This is a genomic window from Pseudomonas sp. H3_D04 (genome assembly GCF_054669175.1).
Genome location: NZ_CP162801.1, coordinates 6,027,834 through 6,044,405 on the forward strand (window position 1 = coordinate 6,027,834; position 16,572 = coordinate 6,044,405).

17 protein-coding genes and 1 pseudogene are annotated in these 16,572 nt (G+C 60.0%); 8 read left to right on the plus strand and 10 right to left on the minus strand.

The window, feature by feature from the left end:
• Positions 1-50: 50 nt before the first annotated feature.
• The 3 genes from rpoZ to AB4N91_RS27660 all read right to left on the minus strand — a co-directional run bounded on the left by rpoZ (position 51) and on the right by AB4N91_RS27660 (position 1,978).
• Positions 51-314, minus strand: coding sequence for a DNA-directed RNA polymerase subunit omega (gene rpoZ / locus AB4N91_RS27650; RefSeq protein WP_007894670.1), 264 nt, complete (start codon positions 312-314; stop codon positions 51-53).
• A 167-nt stretch (positions 315-481) separates the two neighbouring features.
• The gene (gmk, locus tag AB4N91_RS27655; protein WP_010465215.1) at positions 482-1,102 is read right to left on the minus strand and encodes a guanylate kinase; all 621 of its coding nucleotides are present in this window, start codon (positions 1,100-1,102) and stop codon (positions 482-484) included.
• 12 nt (positions 1,103-1,114) lie between these two features.
• Positions 1,115-1,978 carry a YicC/YloC family endoribonuclease gene (locus AB4N91_RS27660; protein ID WP_077748577.1) on the minus strand — a complete coding sequence of 288 codons (864 nt, stop codon included), beginning with the start codon at positions 1,976-1,978 and terminating at the stop codon, positions 1,115-1,117.
• Positions 1,979-2,258: 280 nt separating this feature from the next.
• On the opposite strand from AB4N91_RS27660, the gene rph reads away from it, so the two are divergent.
• Positions 2,259-2,981: a ribonuclease PH gene (gene rph / locus AB4N91_RS27665; protein ID WP_010465211.1), complete on the plus strand. Its 723-nt coding sequence runs from the start codon at positions 2,259-2,261 to the stop codon at positions 2,979-2,981.
• Positions 2,982-3,008: 27 nt separating this feature from the next.
• The gene (locus AB4N91_RS27670; RefSeq protein WP_102594927.1) at positions 3,009-3,377 is read left to right on the plus strand and encodes a DUF4870 domain-containing protein; all 369 of its coding nucleotides are present in this window, start codon (positions 3,009-3,011) and stop codon (positions 3,375-3,377) included.
• A 165-nt stretch (positions 3,378-3,542) separates the two neighbouring features.
• Here the strand turns inward: AB4N91_RS27670 and AB4N91_RS27675 are convergent, their stop codons facing one another.
• The gene (locus AB4N91_RS27675) at positions 3,543-4,322 is read right to left on the minus strand and encodes an exodeoxyribonuclease III (RefSeq protein ID WP_007934608.1); all 780 of its coding nucleotides are present in this window, start codon (positions 4,320-4,322) and stop codon (positions 3,543-3,545) included.
• Positions 4,323-4,404: 82 nt separating this feature from the next.
• Between AB4N91_RS27675 and pyrE the strand changes: the two genes are divergently transcribed.
• On the plus strand, positions 4,405-5,049 hold the full coding sequence (gene pyrE, locus AB4N91_RS27680; protein WP_010465206.1) for an orotate phosphoribosyltransferase: 645 nt from the start codon (positions 4,405-4,407) through the stop codon (positions 5,047-5,049).
• A gap of 166 nt (positions 5,050-5,215) precedes the next feature.
• On the opposite strand, the gene argB is transcribed toward pyrE, so the two are convergent.
• The 4 genes and pseudogenes from argB to coaBC form a co-directional block, all read right to left on the minus strand.
• Positions 5,216-6,121: an acetylglutamate kinase gene (gene argB / locus AB4N91_RS27685; RefSeq protein ID WP_010465204.1), complete on the minus strand. Its 906-nt coding sequence runs from the start codon at positions 6,119-6,121 to the stop codon at positions 5,216-5,218.
• Positions 6,122-6,146: 25 nt separating this feature from the next.
• Positions 6,147-7,550: pseudogene (locus AB4N91_RS27690) on the minus strand (phosphomannomutase/phosphoglucomutase); the annotation flags it as partial.
• A 302-nt stretch (positions 7,551-7,852) separates the two neighbouring features.
• On the minus strand, positions 7,853-8,308 hold the full coding sequence (dut, locus tag AB4N91_RS27695; RefSeq protein ID WP_010465200.1) for a dUTP diphosphatase: 456 nt from the start codon (positions 8,306-8,308) through the stop codon (positions 7,853-7,855).
• 5 nt (positions 8,309-8,313) lie between these two features.
• A complete protein-coding gene (gene coaBC, locus AB4N91_RS27700) occupies positions 8,314-9,522 on the minus strand; it encodes a bifunctional phosphopantothenoylcysteine decarboxylase/phosphopantothenate--cysteine ligase CoaBC (RefSeq protein WP_010465198.1) in 1,209 nt (402 codons plus the stop codon).
• 136 nt (positions 9,523-9,658) lie between these two features.
• On the opposite strand from coaBC, the gene radC reads away from it, so the two are divergent.
• The gene (radC, locus tag AB4N91_RS27705; RefSeq protein ID WP_010465196.1) at positions 9,659-10,333 is read left to right on the plus strand and encodes a RadC family protein; all 675 of its coding nucleotides are present in this window, start codon (positions 9,659-9,661) and stop codon (positions 10,331-10,333) included.
• 142 nt (positions 10,334-10,475) lie between these two features.
• Here the strand turns inward: radC and AB4N91_RS27710 are convergent, their stop codons facing one another.
• A complete protein-coding gene (locus AB4N91_RS27710; RefSeq protein ID WP_077748582.1) occupies positions 10,476-12,062 on the minus strand; it encodes an ABC transporter substrate-binding protein in 1,587 nt (528 codons plus the stop codon).
• 445 nt (positions 12,063-12,507) lie between these two features.
• Between AB4N91_RS27710 and rpmB the strand changes: the two genes are divergently transcribed.
• Both rpmB and rpmG read left to right on the plus strand, forming a co-directional pair.
• Complete coding sequence (gene rpmB / locus AB4N91_RS27715) at positions 12,508-12,741, plus strand: 50S ribosomal protein L28 (protein ID WP_007894701.1); 234 nt, start codon at positions 12,508-12,510, stop codon at positions 12,739-12,741.
• Positions 12,742-12,752: 11 nt separating this feature from the next.
• Positions 12,753-12,908 carry a 50S ribosomal protein L33 gene (gene rpmG / locus AB4N91_RS27720; protein ID WP_008150173.1) on the plus strand — a complete coding sequence of 52 codons (156 nt, stop codon included), beginning with the start codon at positions 12,753-12,755 and terminating at the stop codon, positions 12,906-12,908.
• Between the two features lie 166 nt (positions 12,909-13,074).
• Here the strand turns inward: rpmG and AB4N91_RS27725 are convergent, their stop codons facing one another.
• On the minus strand, positions 13,075-13,437 hold the full coding sequence (locus tag AB4N91_RS27725; RefSeq protein WP_010465187.1) for a cupin domain-containing protein: 363 nt from the start codon (positions 13,435-13,437) through the stop codon (positions 13,075-13,077).
• Between the two features lie 238 nt (positions 13,438-13,675).
• Here AB4N91_RS27725 and AB4N91_RS27730 point away from each other — a divergent pair, with 238 nt between their 5' ends.
• A complete protein-coding gene (locus AB4N91_RS27730; RefSeq protein WP_077748583.1) occupies positions 13,676-15,169 on the plus strand; it encodes an aldehyde dehydrogenase in 1,494 nt (497 codons plus the stop codon).
• A 155-nt stretch (positions 15,170-15,324) separates the two neighbouring features.
• Positions 15,325-16,470, plus strand: coding sequence for an MFS transporter (locus tag AB4N91_RS27735; RefSeq protein WP_010465183.1), 1,146 nt, complete (start codon positions 15,325-15,327; stop codon positions 16,468-16,470).
• The last annotated feature ends 102 nt before the right edge of the window (positions 16,471-16,572 follow it).

Genomic DNA, 16,572 nt, shown 5'->3' on the forward strand with positions numbered 1-16,572 from the left:
CCTGCCGTTCGCTGTGACCCCGCGCCGTGCTACGTCGACCAGGCATAGGCTTAGACTGCCTCGTTGGACTCGTCCTCGAACGCTGCGAACAGCGGTTCGTCTTCGACGATTTCAGCATTGGCGATGAACTCGTAGCTCATCAGGCCTTCGGCGATTTCACGCAAGGCTACAACGGTAGGCTTGTCGTTTTCCCACTGGACCAGTGGCTCTTTGCCGCCGGTGGCCAGTTGACGGGCACGCTTGGTGGACAGCATGACCAGTTCAAAACGGTTTTCCACGTGGTTCAGGCAGTCTTCAACGGTTACGCGGGCCATGGTATTCCTCGGAGCGAATGCAATATGCGCGCTGCCCGGGTGGGCGAGCGGACTGAACAGTTTAAAAAATCACCAGCGATTAGGGAAGCGCTGATTTTTTGACCAAGCCCTTCAACGCGCTGCAAGTGCCAATGTAAAGCCCTTGCAGCGGTTTTGGGAAGGGCTGTTTAGCCGAGCAATTCAGCCAAAAGTTTTCCGTTGCGCTGCTGCTGACGCTTCTGATGCAGCTGATTGGCACGGAAAATCGCCTGCAAATCCTTCAGCGCATGGGCGAAATCGTCATTGATGATCAGGTAGTCGTAGTCGACGTAGTGGCTCATTTCGCTGACGGCTTCGCGCATCCGGCCTTCAATGACCTCGTCACTGTCCTGGCCGCGATTGTTCAGACGCTGATGCAGGGCTTGCAGGGACGGCGGCAGAATGAAGATAGAGCGGGCCTGAGGCATCAATTTGCGCACTTGCTCGGCACCTTGCCAGTCGATTTCCAGAATCAGGTCGTGGCCTTCGTCCAGGGTCTGCTGCAGGTGGCTTTGCGAAGTGCCGTAGAGGTTGCCGAACACTTCGGCGCGCTCGAGGAAATCCCCGTGCTCGATCATCTTCACGAACTCGCCGCGTTCGACGAAGTGATAGTTCACGCCGTTCACTTCACCGGGGCGCATGGCGCGGGTGGTGTGGGAGACCGAGACGCGGATCTCCTGGTCAGCGTCGGTCAGGGCCTTGACCAGGCTGCTCTTGCCCGCGCCCGAAGGGGCGGAAATGATGTACAGGGTGCCGGTGCTGTGGGTCATGTCGGGGTTGCCTTACTCAATATTCTGCACTTGTTCGCGCATCTGCTCGATCAACACTTTGAGGTTGACCGCCGCTTGGGTGCTGCGCGGGTCGAAGGCTTTGGAGCCCAGTGTGTTGGCTTCGCGGTTGAGCTCCTGCATCAGGAAGTCCAGGCGCCGACCGGCAGCGCCGCCGGATTTGAGTACCCGGCGAACTTCAATGATGTGAGTGCTCAAGCGATCCAGTTCTTCGGCGACGTCGCTCTTTTGCGCGAGCATGACCATTTCCTGCTCGAGTCGCTGCGGGTCCATCTCGGCTTTCATGTCGGCAAAGCGGTCGAGGACTTTCTGGCGTTGGGTGGCGAGCATCTGCGGGACCAGTTCGCGCAGGGTCACCACATCTTCTTCGATGGAGGTGAGGCGATCGTTGATCAACCGGGCCAGCTCCGCGCCTTCGCGCTCGCGGCCGGCCTTGAGTTCTTTCAGACCTTCATTGAACAGCGCCAGTGCTTCGGCATTCAATGCTTGCGGGTCAGCGGCGTCGCCCACCAGAACGCCAGGCCAGGCCAGGACTTCCAGCGGATTCAATGCGGCGGGATTCTTGATCAGGCCGGCGATGGTCTCGGCGGCAGCGACCAATTGCGCGGCGCGCTCGCGGTCCACTTGCAGGGGTTTGTCGGTGTTTTCTTCGGTGAAGCGCAGAGTGCATTCGAGCTTGCCCCGGGATATCCCCTGGCGCAGCGCTTCGCGGACCGCACCTTCGAGGTCGCGAAACGACTCCGGCAGGCGCAAATGGGGTTCCAGGTAGCGGCTGTTGACCGAGCGCAATTCCCAGCTCAGGGTGCCTTGGGCGCCGGCTTTTTCAACGCGGGCGAAGGCGGTCATGCTGTGCACCATGGAGGTACCTCGCAATTCAGGTTTGCGTTACCAAAGGTTTCGCGAGACCCGATATCTGTGAATTAAAGCCGACAGGCAGCAAAGGCGCAGGATTGTAGCGCAGTGGGGCGGATGCGCCCAAACACACGGTGTGACAAAGGGCTGCAGGCCGTCGGTAAAGCGCTGTTCTAAGCTCTAGTCAGCGCCTTCAATCGTCGGACGGATTTTTTAGAAGTGCCCAGTCTTGGCGCGCGGCTCTATAATGCTCGGCAGTTTTCCGTCCTCCGTACAGGTATTCCCTATGAAACGTCCAAGTGGTCGCGCTGCCGATCAGCTCCGCTCGATCCGCATTACCCGCAACTACACCAAACACGCCGAGGGATCTGTACTGGTCGAATTCGGTGATACCAAAGTCATCTGCACGGTCAGCGTCGAGAACGGCGTACCGCGTTTCCTCAAGGGCCAGGGCCAAGGCTGGTTGACCGCGGAATACGGCATGCTGCCGCGCGCCACTGGCGAGCGTAACCAGCGTGAAGCGAGCCGTGGCAAGCAAGGCGGCCGCACCCTGGAAATCCAGCGTCTGATCGGTCGCTCCCTGCGTGCTTCGCTGGACATGTCCAAGCTGGGCGACGTCACCCTGTACGTCGACTGCGACGTGATCCAGGCCGACGGTGGCACCCGCACCGCATCCATCACCGGCGCCATGGTTGCGCTGGTCGATGCCTTGAAAGTGATCAAGAAGCGCGGCGGCCTGAAAGGCGGCGACCCGCTCAAGCAAATGATCGCGGCCGTTTCGGTGGGCATGTACCAGGGCGAGCCTGTGCTCGACCTCGACTACCTGGAAGACTCGGCTGCCGAGACTGACCTGAACGTGGTGATGACCAGCACTGGCGGCTTCATCGAAGTCCAGGGCACTGCCGAAGGCGCGCCGTTCCAGCCGGAAGAGCTGAACGCTATGCTTGAACTGGCGAAGAAAGGCATGACCGAGATCTTCGAACTGCAAAAGGCCGCACTGGCCGACTGATCGGATGTTCCACGCAAGGAGGACACCATGAGTGACGAGCAGCAGCTACTTCCCATCCCGAGCAAAGAGGTTCGGCAGTGGGCGATGTTTTGTCACTTGTCCGCGTTGCTGGGAATCTGGATTCCGTTCGGTACGCTGATCGGCCCGCTGATCCTCTGGCAGATGAAGCGCGAGATGGACCCGTTTGTCGATGCACAGGGCAAGGAGGCGCTGAACTTTCAGATCACCGTCGCCATTGCTTCTGCCATCTGCTTCCTGCTGATGGTGGTGATCATCGGGTTCTTCCTGTTCGGTCTGGTAGCGATTGGTGCGTTGGTACTGACGATCATCGGTGGAGTGAAAGCCAATGAAGGGGTGCCGTATCGGTATCCGTTCACCTGGCGGTTGATCAAGTAGCCACCGCTGTCCCGTAGGAGCGAGGATTGCCCGCGAATTGAGGCGCCTCGGTCTGTCAGGAACAACGCGTTATCGTTCTTTGCGGGCAAGCCTCGCTCCTACAGGAATGAGGCGCACAAAAAAGCCGACGGCGATGTCGGCTTTTTTGTGTCTGCGAAAAGACGCTTAAATGGTCAGCGTCCAGTCGTAGTCCACGATCAGTGGTGCGTGTTGCGAGAACCGTGGCTGGCGTGGCAGGCGTGCGCTGCGAACAAAGCGGCGCAGGCCAGGGGTCAGCAACTGGTAGTCGAAACGCCAACCGAGGTTGAGCATTTCCGCCTGTTCGTTGTCCGGCCACCAGCTGTACTGGTCGCCTTCACGGCTGACTTCACGCAGGGCATCAACATAGCCCATGTTGCCGACAATCTCGTCCATCCAGGCACGTTCAGGTGCCAGGAAGCCCGGGGATTGCTGGCTGTCGCGCCAGTTCTTGATATCCAGCTTCTGTTGCGCCACGTACAGCGAGCCACAATAAATGTACTCGCGACGTTTGCGTCGCTGTTTATCCAGATAACGGGCGAAATCGTCCATTAGCTTGAACTTCTGGTTCAAGTCTTCATCGCCGTTCTGCCCCGAAGGGAGCAGCAAGGTCGCGATGCTGACCTTGTCGAAATCGGCTTGCAGGTAGCGCCCGTAGCGGTCGGCTGTCTCGAAACCGAGACCGCTGATGACTGCCTTCGGTTGCAACCGCGAATACAAAGCCACGCCACCCTGGGCGGGAACTTCGGCTTCGCAGGCATAAAGGAAGTAGCCATCCAGTTGGAAGGCTGGATCGTCCAGTTCAAAGGCGGAGGCGCGGGTGTCCTGCAGGCAGATGACGTCGGCATTCTGTGCTTGCAGCCAACTGAGCAACCCTCGCTCCACTGCAGCCTGAATACCATTGACGTTCACACTGATGATCCGCATAAATGGCCCCAAAAATCGCGTGCGTGTATGATACACGGCGTCAACCTAATTAGCTAAATCCGTGGTATTTGGGGTTTTTTTCATGCAAGCGTATCAGCGCGATTTCATTCGTTTTGCCATCGATCGCGGCGTTTTGCGCTTCGGCGAGTTCACCCTGAAGTCCGGGCGCACCAGTCCTTACTTCTTCAATGCCGGCCTGTTCAATACCGGTTCGGCCCTTGCGCAGCTGGGTCGTTTCTACGCGGCAGCCATCGTCGAGAGCGGTATTTCGTTCGATGTATTGTTTGGCCCGGCGTACAAAGGCATCCCGCTGGCGGCGACCACTGCGGTGGCGCTGGCCGAACATCATGGCCGTGATTTGCCGTGGTGCTTCAACCGCAAAGAGGCCAAGGCCCACGGTGAAGGCGGCAGTCTCGTTGGCGCGCCGTTGACCGGTGACGTGCTGATCATCGATGACGTGATCACCGCCGGCACCGCGATCCGCGAAGTGATGCAGATCATCGCTTCGCAGGACGGCGCCAAGGCCAAGGGCGTGCTCATCGCCCTGAACCGTCAGGAGCGTGGCAACGGCGAGTTGTCGGCGATCCAGGAAGTGGAGCGTGATTTCGGCATTCCGGTGATCAGCATTGTGTCGCTGAACCAGGTGCTGGAATTCCTGGCGGATGATCCGCAGCTCAAGCAGCACCTGCCAGCCGTAGAAGCGTACCGCGCCCAGTACGGCGTCTAACGCTGACCTGTAGGAGCGAGGCTTGCCCGCGAAGGCGTCGTCACATTCAGCAATGATGGGACTGTCAGATCGCTTTCGCGGGCAAGCCTCGGTCCTACAAGGGAGTGCGCAGGCAAAAAAAGACCCCGCTCAGCCAAGCTGAGCGGGGTCTTTTTGTTTGTGTTGCTTAGTGACGCTTGCGATTGCTGATCAACGTACCCACACCGGTATCGGTGAAGATCTCAAGCAGAATCGCATTCGGCACCCGGCCATCGATGATCAGTGAGCTGCCCACGCCGCCCTGAACCGCTTCCAGCGCGCAACGGATCTTCGGCAGCATGCCGCCGTAGATCGTGCCGTCGGCGATCAGCTCGTCGACTTGCTGGGTGGTCAGGCCGGTGAGGACCGTGCCCGACTTGTCCATCAAGCCGGCGATGTTGGTCAGCAGCATCAGCTTTTCAGCTTTCAGCGCTTCGGCGACTTTGCCGGCCACCAGGTCAGCGTTGATGTTGTACGACTCGCCGTTGGCACCGACGCCGATTGGCGCGATGACCGGGATGAAATCACCTTTGACCAGCAGGTTCAGCAAGTCGGTGTTGATCCCGACCACTTCGCCTACCTGGCCGATGTCGATGATTTCCGGCTGGGTCATCTCCGGCGTCTGGCGGGTCACGGTGAGCTTCTTCGCACGAATCAGCTCGGCGTCTTTACCGGTCAGGCCGATGGCGCTGCCGCCATGACGGTTGATCAGGTTGACGATGTCCTTGTTGACCTGGCCGCCGAGGACCATTTCCACCACGTCCATGGTCTGCGCGTCAGTCACGCGCATGCCATCGATGAAGTGGCTCTCGATCGACAGGCGCTTGAGCAGGTCGCCGATTTGCGGGCCGCCGCCGTGAACCACCACCGGGTTGATACCGACGGCTTTCATCAGCACGATGTCGCGGGCGAAGCCGGTTTTCAGCTCCTCGCTTTCCATCGCGTTGCCGCCGTATTTGATCACAAGCGTCTTGCCGACATAGCGGCGAATGTAAGGCAACGCTTCGGACAGGACCTTGGCGGTGTTGGCGGCGGCTTCGCGTTCGAGGGTCATTCAGGGCTCCGGGTGCTTCAGAAGATCAAAACGGTAATTGGAGATCAGGTGCTACACGCTTCAGCTGGACTTTGAACACGTCCTTGATGCGCTGCAATTCAGCCTCGTCATCGGCCTCGAAGCGCAGCACCAGCACCGGTGTGGTGTTGGACGCGCGCACCAGGCCCCAGCCTTTGGCGTAGTCGACTCGCACGCCGTCAATGGTGGTCAGGTCGGCGCCTTCGCCCCACTTCGCGTCGTGCAATGCATCAATGATGCTGAATTTGCTCTCTTCGGTCACATGGATATTGATTTCCGGCGTAGAAATATCGTTCGGGAAGGTCGCAAACAGCTCTTCCGCGGTGGATTTTTCCTTGCTGAGGATCTCCAGCAGACGCGCGGCGCTGTAAATGCCGTCGTCAAAACCGAACCAGCGCTCCTTGAAGAAGATATGCCCGCTCATCTCGCCGGCCAACAGGGCGCCGGTTTGTTTCATTTTCTTTTTGATCAACGAGTGACCGGTCTTCCACATGAGCGGACGGCCACCGTATTCCTTGATCAGCGGTGTCAGGCGGCGGGTGCATTTGACGTCGAAGATGATCTCCGCGTCCGCGTTGCGCGCCAGTACGTCGCGGGCGAACAGCATCAGCAGGCGGTCCGGGTAAACGATACTGCCGGTGTTGGTCACCACACCGACGCGGTCGCCATCGCCGTCGAAAGCCAGGCCGATATCGGCGTTGGTTTCCTTGACCTTGGCGATCAGGTCAACGAGGTTTTCAGGCTTGCCCGGGTCCGGATGGTGGTTCGGGAAGTTACCGTCGACCTCGCAGAACAGCGGGATGACTTCGCAGTTCAACGCCTCGATCAATTGCGGAGCGATCACGCCGGCCGCGCCGTTGCCGCAGTCGACCACGACTTTCAGGCGACGAGCCAGTTTGATGTCCTGGACGATTTCGGTGTTGTAGCGGTCGAGGATCTCGACCTGGGTGACGCTGCCCTTGCCGCTGCTCAAGTTGTTGGTCTTGAGGCGGTCGTGCAGGGCCTGGATCTGTTCGTTGGCCAGGGTGTCACCCGCGATGACGATTTTGAAGCCGTTGTAGTTCGACGGGTTGTGGCTGCCGGTGAGCATGACGCCGGATTTGCCGGCCAGTACGTTGGCGGCGTAGTACAGCGCCGGGGTTGGCACCAGGCCCACGTCGCTGACGTGGCAACCGCTGTCGGCCAGGCCTTTGATCAATTGTTCGACCAGTTCCGGGCCGGACAGGCGGCCGTCGCGGCCAACGGAAACGTTCGGTTCGTCCTGGGCCAGGCTCTGGGCACCGATGGCGCGGCCGAGCCAGTAAGCGGTCTCAGCGTTCAGGAATTCCGGGACCGTGCCGCGAATGTCGTAGGCGCGGAAGATGCTGTCCGGGAACTTGGGTGCGACTGTGGCTGGGGTGCTCATCTGTGGGAATGCTCCATCTCGAAAGTGACTGGACCTGTCCGCGAAAATCTCGTCGGCGGGCTCAAACTGAAGGGTATGACGGCGTTTTCCACTGAGAGTTCGTGGTGCGAAAAGGCCATGCCACCTGCGTTTGCGGGGTAATGATCGGTCAATGCCTTGATTTTGGGCGGTAAACCTTCCAGATGAACGTTGTGCGAATTGTGGCGAGGAGGCTTGCTTGCGCTTGGGTGCGCGGCACTCACAAAATCTTGGGGCCGCTTCGCAGCCCAGCGGGAGCAAGCTCCCTCGCCACAGGATGCTTTATCGGATCAATGGCTGCCGGAATGCCCGAAACCACCGGCACCACGCTCGGTTTCAACAAACTCTTCGACCATCTCGAAGTGCGCTTGAACCACCGGCACCAGAACCAATTGAGCCAGGCGTTCACCGACCACCATGTTGAAGTCGGTCTGGCCACGGTTCCAGCACGAAACCATCAGCGGGCCCTGGTAATCGGAGTCGATCAAACCGACCAGATTGCCCAGCACGATGCCATGTTTATGGCCCAGGCCGGAGCGCGGCAGAATCAGCGCGGCCAAACCCGGATCGCCAATGTAGACGGACAGGCCGGTCGGGATCAGCAGGGTTTCGCCCGGCTTGATGACGGTGTCTTTTTCCAGCATGGCGCGCAGGTCGAGGCCGGCGGAGCCAGGCGTGGCGTACTGCGGCAGCGGGAATTCGGTACCGATGCGGGGGTCGAGGATCTTGGCTTGCAAAGCGTGCATGTAAATTAAACCTGGTTCAGACGTTCGGCGATAAAAGTGATCAGCTGGCGAGCAATTTTGCTCTTGCTGGTCTGGGCGAAAAGTGTGGCGTGCAGTTCACGATCGATCACGCTGCAGGCGTTTTCTTCGCTGTTGAAGCCAATGCTCGGGTTGGCGACGTCGTTGGCGACGATCAGATCGAGGTTCTTGTCTTTCAACTTGCGGGCAGCGTAATCGAGCAGGTGTTCGGTTTCGGCAGCGAAGCCGACACTGAACGGACGGTCGGGGCGGGTGGCGATGGTGGCCAGGATGTCCGGGTTGCGCACCATCTGTAGCAACAAGCCGTCGCCGTTCGTAGGGTCTTTCTTGAGTTTCTGTGGGGCGACGACTTCAGGGCGGTAGTCCGCGACCGCTGCCGAGGCGATAAACAGGTCGCAAGGGATCGCGGCTTCGCAGGCGGCGAGCATGTCGCGAGCGCTGACCACGTCGATGCGGGTGACACGATCCGGAGTCGGCAGGTGCACCGGGCCGGTGATCAGCGTGACGCGGGCGCCGGCTTCCACCGCGGCTTCGGCCAGGGCAAAGCCCATTTTTCCGGAGCTGTGGTTGGTGATGTAGCGCACCGGATCGATGTTTTCCTGAGTCGGGCCGGCGGTGATCAGCACGTGTTTGCCGGTCAATGCCTGGCGCTTGAAGCAGTCCGCCGCGCACTGGGCGAGCTCGACGGCTTCGAGCATGCGGCCCAGGCCGACGTCGCCGCACGCCTGGCTACCGGAGGCCGGCCCGAAGGCTTTGATGTCGCGGCTTTCGAGGGTTTGCAGGTTGGCCTGGGTTGCCGGGTCGCGCCACATGGCCTGGTTCATCGCCGGGGCGATGGCGACCACCGCATCGGTGGCCAGCACCAGCGTGGTCAGCAGATCGTCGGCAATGCCTTGGGCCAGACGGGCAATCAGGTCCGCCGTAGCAGGGGCGATCAGCACCATATCGGCCCACTTGGCCAGCTCGATGTGGCCCATGGCAGCTTCTGCTGCGGGGTCCAGCAAGTCGAGATGAACCGGGTGCCCGGACAAGGCCTGCATGGTCAGCGGAGTGATGAACTCGCTGCCGCCACGGGTCATGACCACGCGCACTTCGGCACCCTGGTCGATCAGGCGGCGAACCAGGTCGGCGCTCTTGTAGGCAGCAATACCGCCGCCGACGCCCAGAACGATGCGTTTCCGATACAGCCGCTGCATAGGTCTGCCTTTTATTTCGTTGATGACAGCATGGCGAGACCCCCTCCCCAGGGATGAAATCGCCAGCAAAAAAGATGGGCTACGATATCACAGCGACCGCTATGGAACAGCGGCGCCCACAGACAGGGAAGGTGCTATGAGTATTCGTGATTGGCCGGCGGCGGAGCGGCCGCGGGAGAAGTTACTGGAGCAGGGATCGGCGAGTCTCTCGGACGCAGAGCTGCTGGCGATTTTTTTACGGACCGGTGTGTCCGGCAAAAGCGCGGTGGATTTGGCGCGACACCTGTTGCAGCAATTTGGCAGCCTGCGCACTTTGCTCGAAGCCGACCTTCGGACCTTCAGTGGTGAGCTCGGCCTTGGGCCGGCAAAGTTTGCGCAGTTGCAGGCGGTGCTGGAAATGGCCCGCCGGCATCTGGCAGAGCGGTTACGACGTGATTCAGTGATGGAAAGCCCCCTGGCGGTGCGCGACTACCTCAAGTCGATGCTGCGCCACGAGCCGCATGAGGTCTTCGGTAGCCTGTTCCTGGATTCAAAACACCGGGTGCTGGCGTTTGAGGTGCTGTTTCGCGGCTCCATCGACAACACCAGCGTGTACCCGCGACAGGTGGTCAAGCGCGCATTGGCTCATAACGCCGCCGCATTGATCCTTTGCCACAACCATCCGTCGGGCAATTCCGATCCCAGCCAGGCCGACCGCACGCTGACCAAACGCTTGCAAGAGGCGCTGGAATTGATTGATGTGCGAGTGCTTGACCATTTCATCATTGGTGACGGCGAGCCGCTTTCAATGGCCGAGTATGGGTGGATGTAGGGCTTGGGGACGGGCTTCTGTGGCGAGGGAGCTTGCTCCCGCTTGAGTGCGCAGCGCTCACAGGATCTTCAGGGCCGCTGCGCAGCCCGGCGGGAGCAAGCTCCCTCGCCACAGAGAAGCATTCGCGCAGCGTTTCCAAGCGTTACTTGAGGTTGACCTTGGAGTAATCCTGGCGACCAAACGGGCTGACTGAGTAACCCTCGACGTTCTTGCGCGTCAACGCGAACGCCGTCGGGTGGGCCAACGGCAGCCAAAGCGCCTGCTGCTGGATCTGCGCCTGGGCCTGTTCGTAAAGCTTGGTACGCACACCTTGCTCGCCGGTGGTCTTGCCGGCGCTGATCAGCTTGTCCAGGTCCTGGTTGCAGTAGCGGGCGAAGTTAGTGCCGGATTTGACCGCGGCGCAGGAAAACTGCGGCGTGAGGAAGTTGTCCGGGTCACCGTTGTCGCCAGCCCAACCCATGAACAGCAGGTCGTGCTCGCCGGCTTTGGCGCGGCGAATCAGCTCGCCCCATTCGATCACCCGTATTTCGGCCTGGATGCCGATTTCCGCAAGGTCCGATTGCAGCATTTGAGCGCTCAGGCTCGGGTTCGGGTTCAGCAGACTGCCGGAAGGTCGGGTCCAGATGGTGGTCTGGAAGCCGTCCTTGAGTCCGGCCTTGGCCATCAATGTCTTGGCCTTCTCGACGTCATGCGGATAACCGGGCAGGCCTTTGGCGTAGCTCCAGGTGTTCGGCGGGTACGGGCCGTTGGCAGGCTCGGCAGTGTCTTCGAACACGGCTTTGACATAGTTGGCCTTGTCGAAGGCGAGGTTGATCGCCTGGCGCACTTCAGGTTTGTCCAGCGGCGGATGTTGGCTGTTGATGCCGACGAACGCAGTCATGAAGGCGTCAGTCTTTTCCACTTTCAGTGTCGGTTCTTTCAGCGCGGCCTGTACGTCCAGAGGCTTGGGCGACAGGGCGATCTGGCACTCGTTGCGACGCAATTTCTGCAAACGCACATTGGCGTCCGGGGTGATGGCGAAGATCAGCGGGTCCACCGAAGGCTTGCCACGGAAGTAGTCCGGGTTGGCCTTGTAGCGAATCGAGGCATCTTTTTGGAAGCGGGTGAACACGAATGGGCCGCTGCCGATCGGCTGGCTGTTGAGCTTCTCGGGCGTGCCGGCCTTCAGCAGTTTGTCGGCGTATTCCGCGGAATAGATCGAGGCGAAGCCCATACTCAGGGTAGCGAGGAAGGTTGAGTCCGGGTGATCGAGGGTGAAGCGTACGGTCAGCGGGTCCAGTGCATCGATCTTCTTGATCAGCGCCGGCAACTGCATCGATTGGGCGTGCGGGAAGCCGCTCTGGGCGACCTTGTGCCAAGGGTGCGCCGGGTCGAGCATGCGGTCGAAGCTGAATTTGACGTCTTCGGCGGTCAGCTCGCGTGTCGGGCTGAAGTACTCGGTGCGGTGGAATTTCACCTGTGGGTGCAACTTGAACACGTAGGTCAGGCCGTCGGGGCTGACTTCCCAGCTGTCCGCGAGGCTGGCGACCACTTTACCGCTGGCGGTGTCGAAGTCCACCAGACGGTTCATCAGCACATCGGCGGACGCGTTGGTGGTGGTCAGCGAGTTGTATTGCACCACGTCGAACCCTTCCGGACTCGCCTCGGTGCAGACGCTCAGGGCGGCGGCATGGGCCAGCGGGCTCAGCAGGAGCGGGGCGAACAACAGCGGTAGGGCAGCGAGGCGCATGGTCGGATTCCTTTACAGATCGAAGGCCCATCTGCAAGTGCAGTCTGGAAAAGGCTTACCCTAGTGGGCTCTTTTGCAAATGACTATCTCCTTTTTCATTTTAAGGAGAGTATGTGCGCTTGTTTTCGGTGATGCGGGCCGAGGAAAACCCGAAATCGGTCGGTTGACCGATTCTCTGCGACGAGCGGTCTTAATCGGCCACAGCCTTTATCCAAGGCGCTCGGCGCCCGAAAAATGGGGAATTTATAAAGTCCGCGCACACGGAATGTTGTTGCTCTCCAGTCTTTCTGGTATAAAGCAGCGCTCTTTTCTAGGGGCCCGGTTCCTTCACTGTAGGTGTAGCCGGTAAGACCTCTAAAGAAACGCGGCGCCTGGCGCCAAATGACTGAGAGATTAAGCGGCCAACCCATGCCGGGTTGGGCATGTGGTTTTAGAGGGCTGAGGCATGTCGAGAGTATGTCAAGTTACCGGTAAGGGTCCGGTGACTGGGAATAACATTTCCCACGCAAACAACAAAACCCGTCGTCGTTTCCTGCCGAACCTGCAGCATCACCGCTTCTGGGTTGAAGAAGAGAAACGTTTCGTGCGTCTGCGCGTATCTGCCAAAGGCATGCGTATTATCGACAAGCGTGGCATCACTGTCGTGCTGGCCGAAATCCGCAAAGCTGGCAAGATCTAAGGGAGCTAATCATGCGTGAATTGATTCGAATGATTTCTAGCGCCGGTACTGGTCACTTCTACACTACCGACAAGAACAAGCGTACTACTCCGGACAAGCTCGAAAAGCGCATGTTCGATCCGCGCGTTCGCAAGCACGTGATGTACAAAGAAGGCAAAATCAAGTAATTGATTTTTCCCTCTTACAAAAAAGGCCCGTATCGCGAGATACGGGCCTTTTTTGTTGCCTGCAGGTTATGGGTTGCCTGTTAGTGCCCCTTCGCCTGCGGTGAGTCGCGTCCGATGTAGGAGCGAGGCTTGCCTGCGAAGAGGCCGGCCCGGCTAATACAAATCCTCAGGCCTTCTGTTCAAACGCCACATAAATCTTGCGGCACGGCTCCAGCACTTCCCAGGTGCCCCTGAACCCGGCCGGGATCACGAAGCGATCACCCGCACGCACGGTCTTGCTGTTGCCGTCGTTGTCACGCAGCACTGAAACGCCCTGAATGATTTCGCAGTACTCATGCTCGGTGAAGTTCACATGCCACTGGCCAACAGCGCCTTCCCACACGCCCGCATTCAACTGGCCGCAAGGGCTGTTGTAGTGGTTGTAGACCGCTTGCTCGGGGTCGCCCTTGAGGACTTTTGCCGGGTCCGGCCGATAGCGATCGGGTTGGGTGGTGGCCTGGCTGAAGTCGACGATGTCCTGGATGCTCATTGTTGTTATCCCCCGTGATTGCGGCGCGGTTGGTTGGAAAGCCCAAAGTCTATGTTTATTAAAATGAACATCGCAAGGCCGTTTGCCGGCCTTATGTCAAATATATTGAAACTTCACCTGTCGCTGGTTTAGGGTGGCGGTTGCCTTGGGCCGAAAAATCAGGCTGGCTGGGCAGAATTCCTGACAGCGTCCGCGACGATCGTTGGGCGCTCGTATTCAACAAGAGGAGGACACTCGTATGACCACCCTGACTCGTGCCGATTGGGAACAACGGGCTCGCGATCTGAAGATCGAAGGCCGTGCCTACATCAATGGCGAATACACCGATGCCGTCTCCAGCGAGACCTTCGAGTGCATCAGCCCGGTCGATGGCCGTCTGCTGGGCAAGATTGCCAGCTGTGACGCCGCCGACGCCCAGCGCGCCGTTGAAAACGCCCGCGCCACCTTCAATTCCGGCGTCTGGTCGCGCCTGGCACCGACCAAGCGCAAAGCCACCATGATCCGTTTCGCCGGCCTGCTCAAACAGCACGCCGAAGAGCTGGCGCTGCTTGAAACCCTGGACATGGGCAAGCCGATCAGCGATTCCCTGTACATCGACGTTCCCGGCGCGGCGCAAGCCCTGAGCTGGAGCGGTGAAGCCATCGACAAGATCTACGACGAAGTCGCCGCCACCCCGCACGATCAGCTGGGTCTGGTGACTCGCGAACCGGTCGGCGTGGTTGGCGCCATCGTGCCGTGGAACTTCCCGTTGATGATGGCCTGCTGGAAACTCGGGCCGGCGCTGTCCACCGGTAACTCGGTGATCCTCAAGCCATCGGAAAAATCCCCGCTGACCGCCATTCGCATTGCTGCGCTGGCCGTCGAAGCCGGCATTCCGAAAGGCGTGCTTAACGTTTTGCCGGGTTACGGTCACACCGTCGGCAAGGCCTTGGCCCTGCACAACGATGTCGATACGCTGGTGTTCACCGGTTCGACCAAGATCGCCAAGCAATTGCTGATCTACTCCGGCGAATCGAACATGAAGCGCGTCTGGCTCGAAGCGGGCGGCAAGAGCCCGAACATCGTGTTTGCCGATGCCCCGGACCTGCAAGCCGCAGCTGAAGCGGCGGCCGGTGCCATTGCCTTCAACCAGGGCGAAGTCTGCACTGCTGGTTCGCGTCTGCTGGTCGAACGCTCGATCAAGGACACCTTCCTGCCGCTGGTGATCGAAGCACTGAAAACCTGGAAGCCGGGCAACCCACTGGACCCGGCGACCAACGTCGGCGCGCTGGTGGACACCCAGCAGATGAATACCGTGCTGTCCTACATCGAATCCGGCCACGCCGACGGCGCCAAACTGGTGGCTGGCGGCAAGCGCACGCTTCAGGAAAGCGGTGGCACTTACGTTGAACCGACGATTTTCGACGGCGTAAACAATGCGATGAAAATCGCTCAGGAAGAAATCTTTGGCCCGGTGTTGTCGGTGATCGCGTTCGACACCGCCGAGGAAGCCATCGCGATTGCCAACGACACGCCTTACGGCCTGGCTGCTGCGGTGTGGACCAAGGACATTTCCAAGGCGCACCTGACCGCTCGTGCGCTGCGTGCCGGTAGCGTGTGGGTCAACCAATACGACGGCGGCGACATGACCGCACCGTTTGGCGGCTTCAAGCAATCGGGCAATGGCCGCGACAAGTCGCTGCACGCGTTCGACAAATACACCGAGCTGAAGGCGACCTGGATCAAGTTGTAAGCACCACGCAACGAAGATCCCCTGTGGGGGCGAGCCTGCTCGCGATGGCGGTGTGACAGTCAACATCCAGTGTTGAATGTTGTTCCGTTATCGCGAGCAGGCTCGCTCCCACATTGTTTTGTGCGGTGCCAAAAATATCCACAGGAGCGTGGAACATGCGTTGGGCGACTTATTTCGCCGTGTTGGCGTCTGTCTTGAGTGTTGGCCTGGCCCTGGGGGTCAGCATGCCGCTGGTGTCGTTTCGCCTGGAAAGCTGGGGCTACGGCTCGTTCGCCATCGGTGTGATGGCGGCGATGCCGGCCATTGGCGTGCTGCTGGGGGCGAAGATTTCCAGCCATCTGGCCTCGCGTCTGGGCACGGCCAATCTGATGCGTCTGTGCCTGTGGGCCGGGGCAGTGTCCATCGGCTTGCTGGCGCTGTTGCCGAGCTATCCGGTCTGGCTGGTGATGCGCCTGATGATCGGGGTGATCCTGACCCTGGTCTTCATCCTTGGCGAAAGCTGGATCAACCAACTGGTGATCGAACAATGGCGCGGACGATTGGTGGCGCTGTACGGCAGCAGCTACGCGCTGAGTCAGCTGGCCGGGCCGTTGCTGCTGGGCGTTCTGGGCACCGAACACGATTACGGCTTCTGGGTCGGCGTCGGCTTGCTCATAGCGGCGCCGCTCCTGTTGCTGGGCCGCAGCGGCGCACCGTCCAGTGAGGCTGCCAGCGTGACGTTTGGCGACTTGTGGGGCTTCTGCCGTGGCTTGCCGGCGATTGCCTGGGCGGTGTCGCTGTTCGCGGCGTTTGAAGCGATGATCCTGACCTTGTTGCCGGTGTATTGCCTGCGTCAGGGTTTCACCACGGAAATCGCCTTGGCGATGGTCAGCACCGTGGTGGTGGGTGATGCCCTGCTGCAATTGCCGATCGGCGCGCTGGCGGATCGCTTGTCACGCCGCACTTTGTTCACCGGTTGCGCGGTGGTGTTGCTACTTTCGAGTCTGGCGATCCCGTTGCTCATCGATACGTTGTTGATCTGGCCGTTGTGGGTGCTGTTTGGCGCCAGTGCCGGGGGATTGTTCACCTTGTCGCTGATCCTGATCGGCGAACGCTATCGCGACGATGCACTGGTGCGAGCCAACGCGCACATTGCGCAGCTGTGGGGCATCGGTTGCCTGATCGGGCCTTTGGCGGCCGGTGCCGGCAGCCAGTGGATCAGCGGGCATGCGTTGCCGCTGTTCATGGCCGCGGGGGCGTTCGGGTTGGTGATCTTACTGTCACGCCAAGGCGCGTTCGGTGGAGTTGCCGAACCGGCCTGAAACCCTGCACAAGCGTGTGGCGAGGGAGCTTGCTCCCGCTCGACTGCGCAGCAGTCGCCGATCGGAGCCCTCGTTCAGTCTGAATGAACGGGGGCTTCTGGT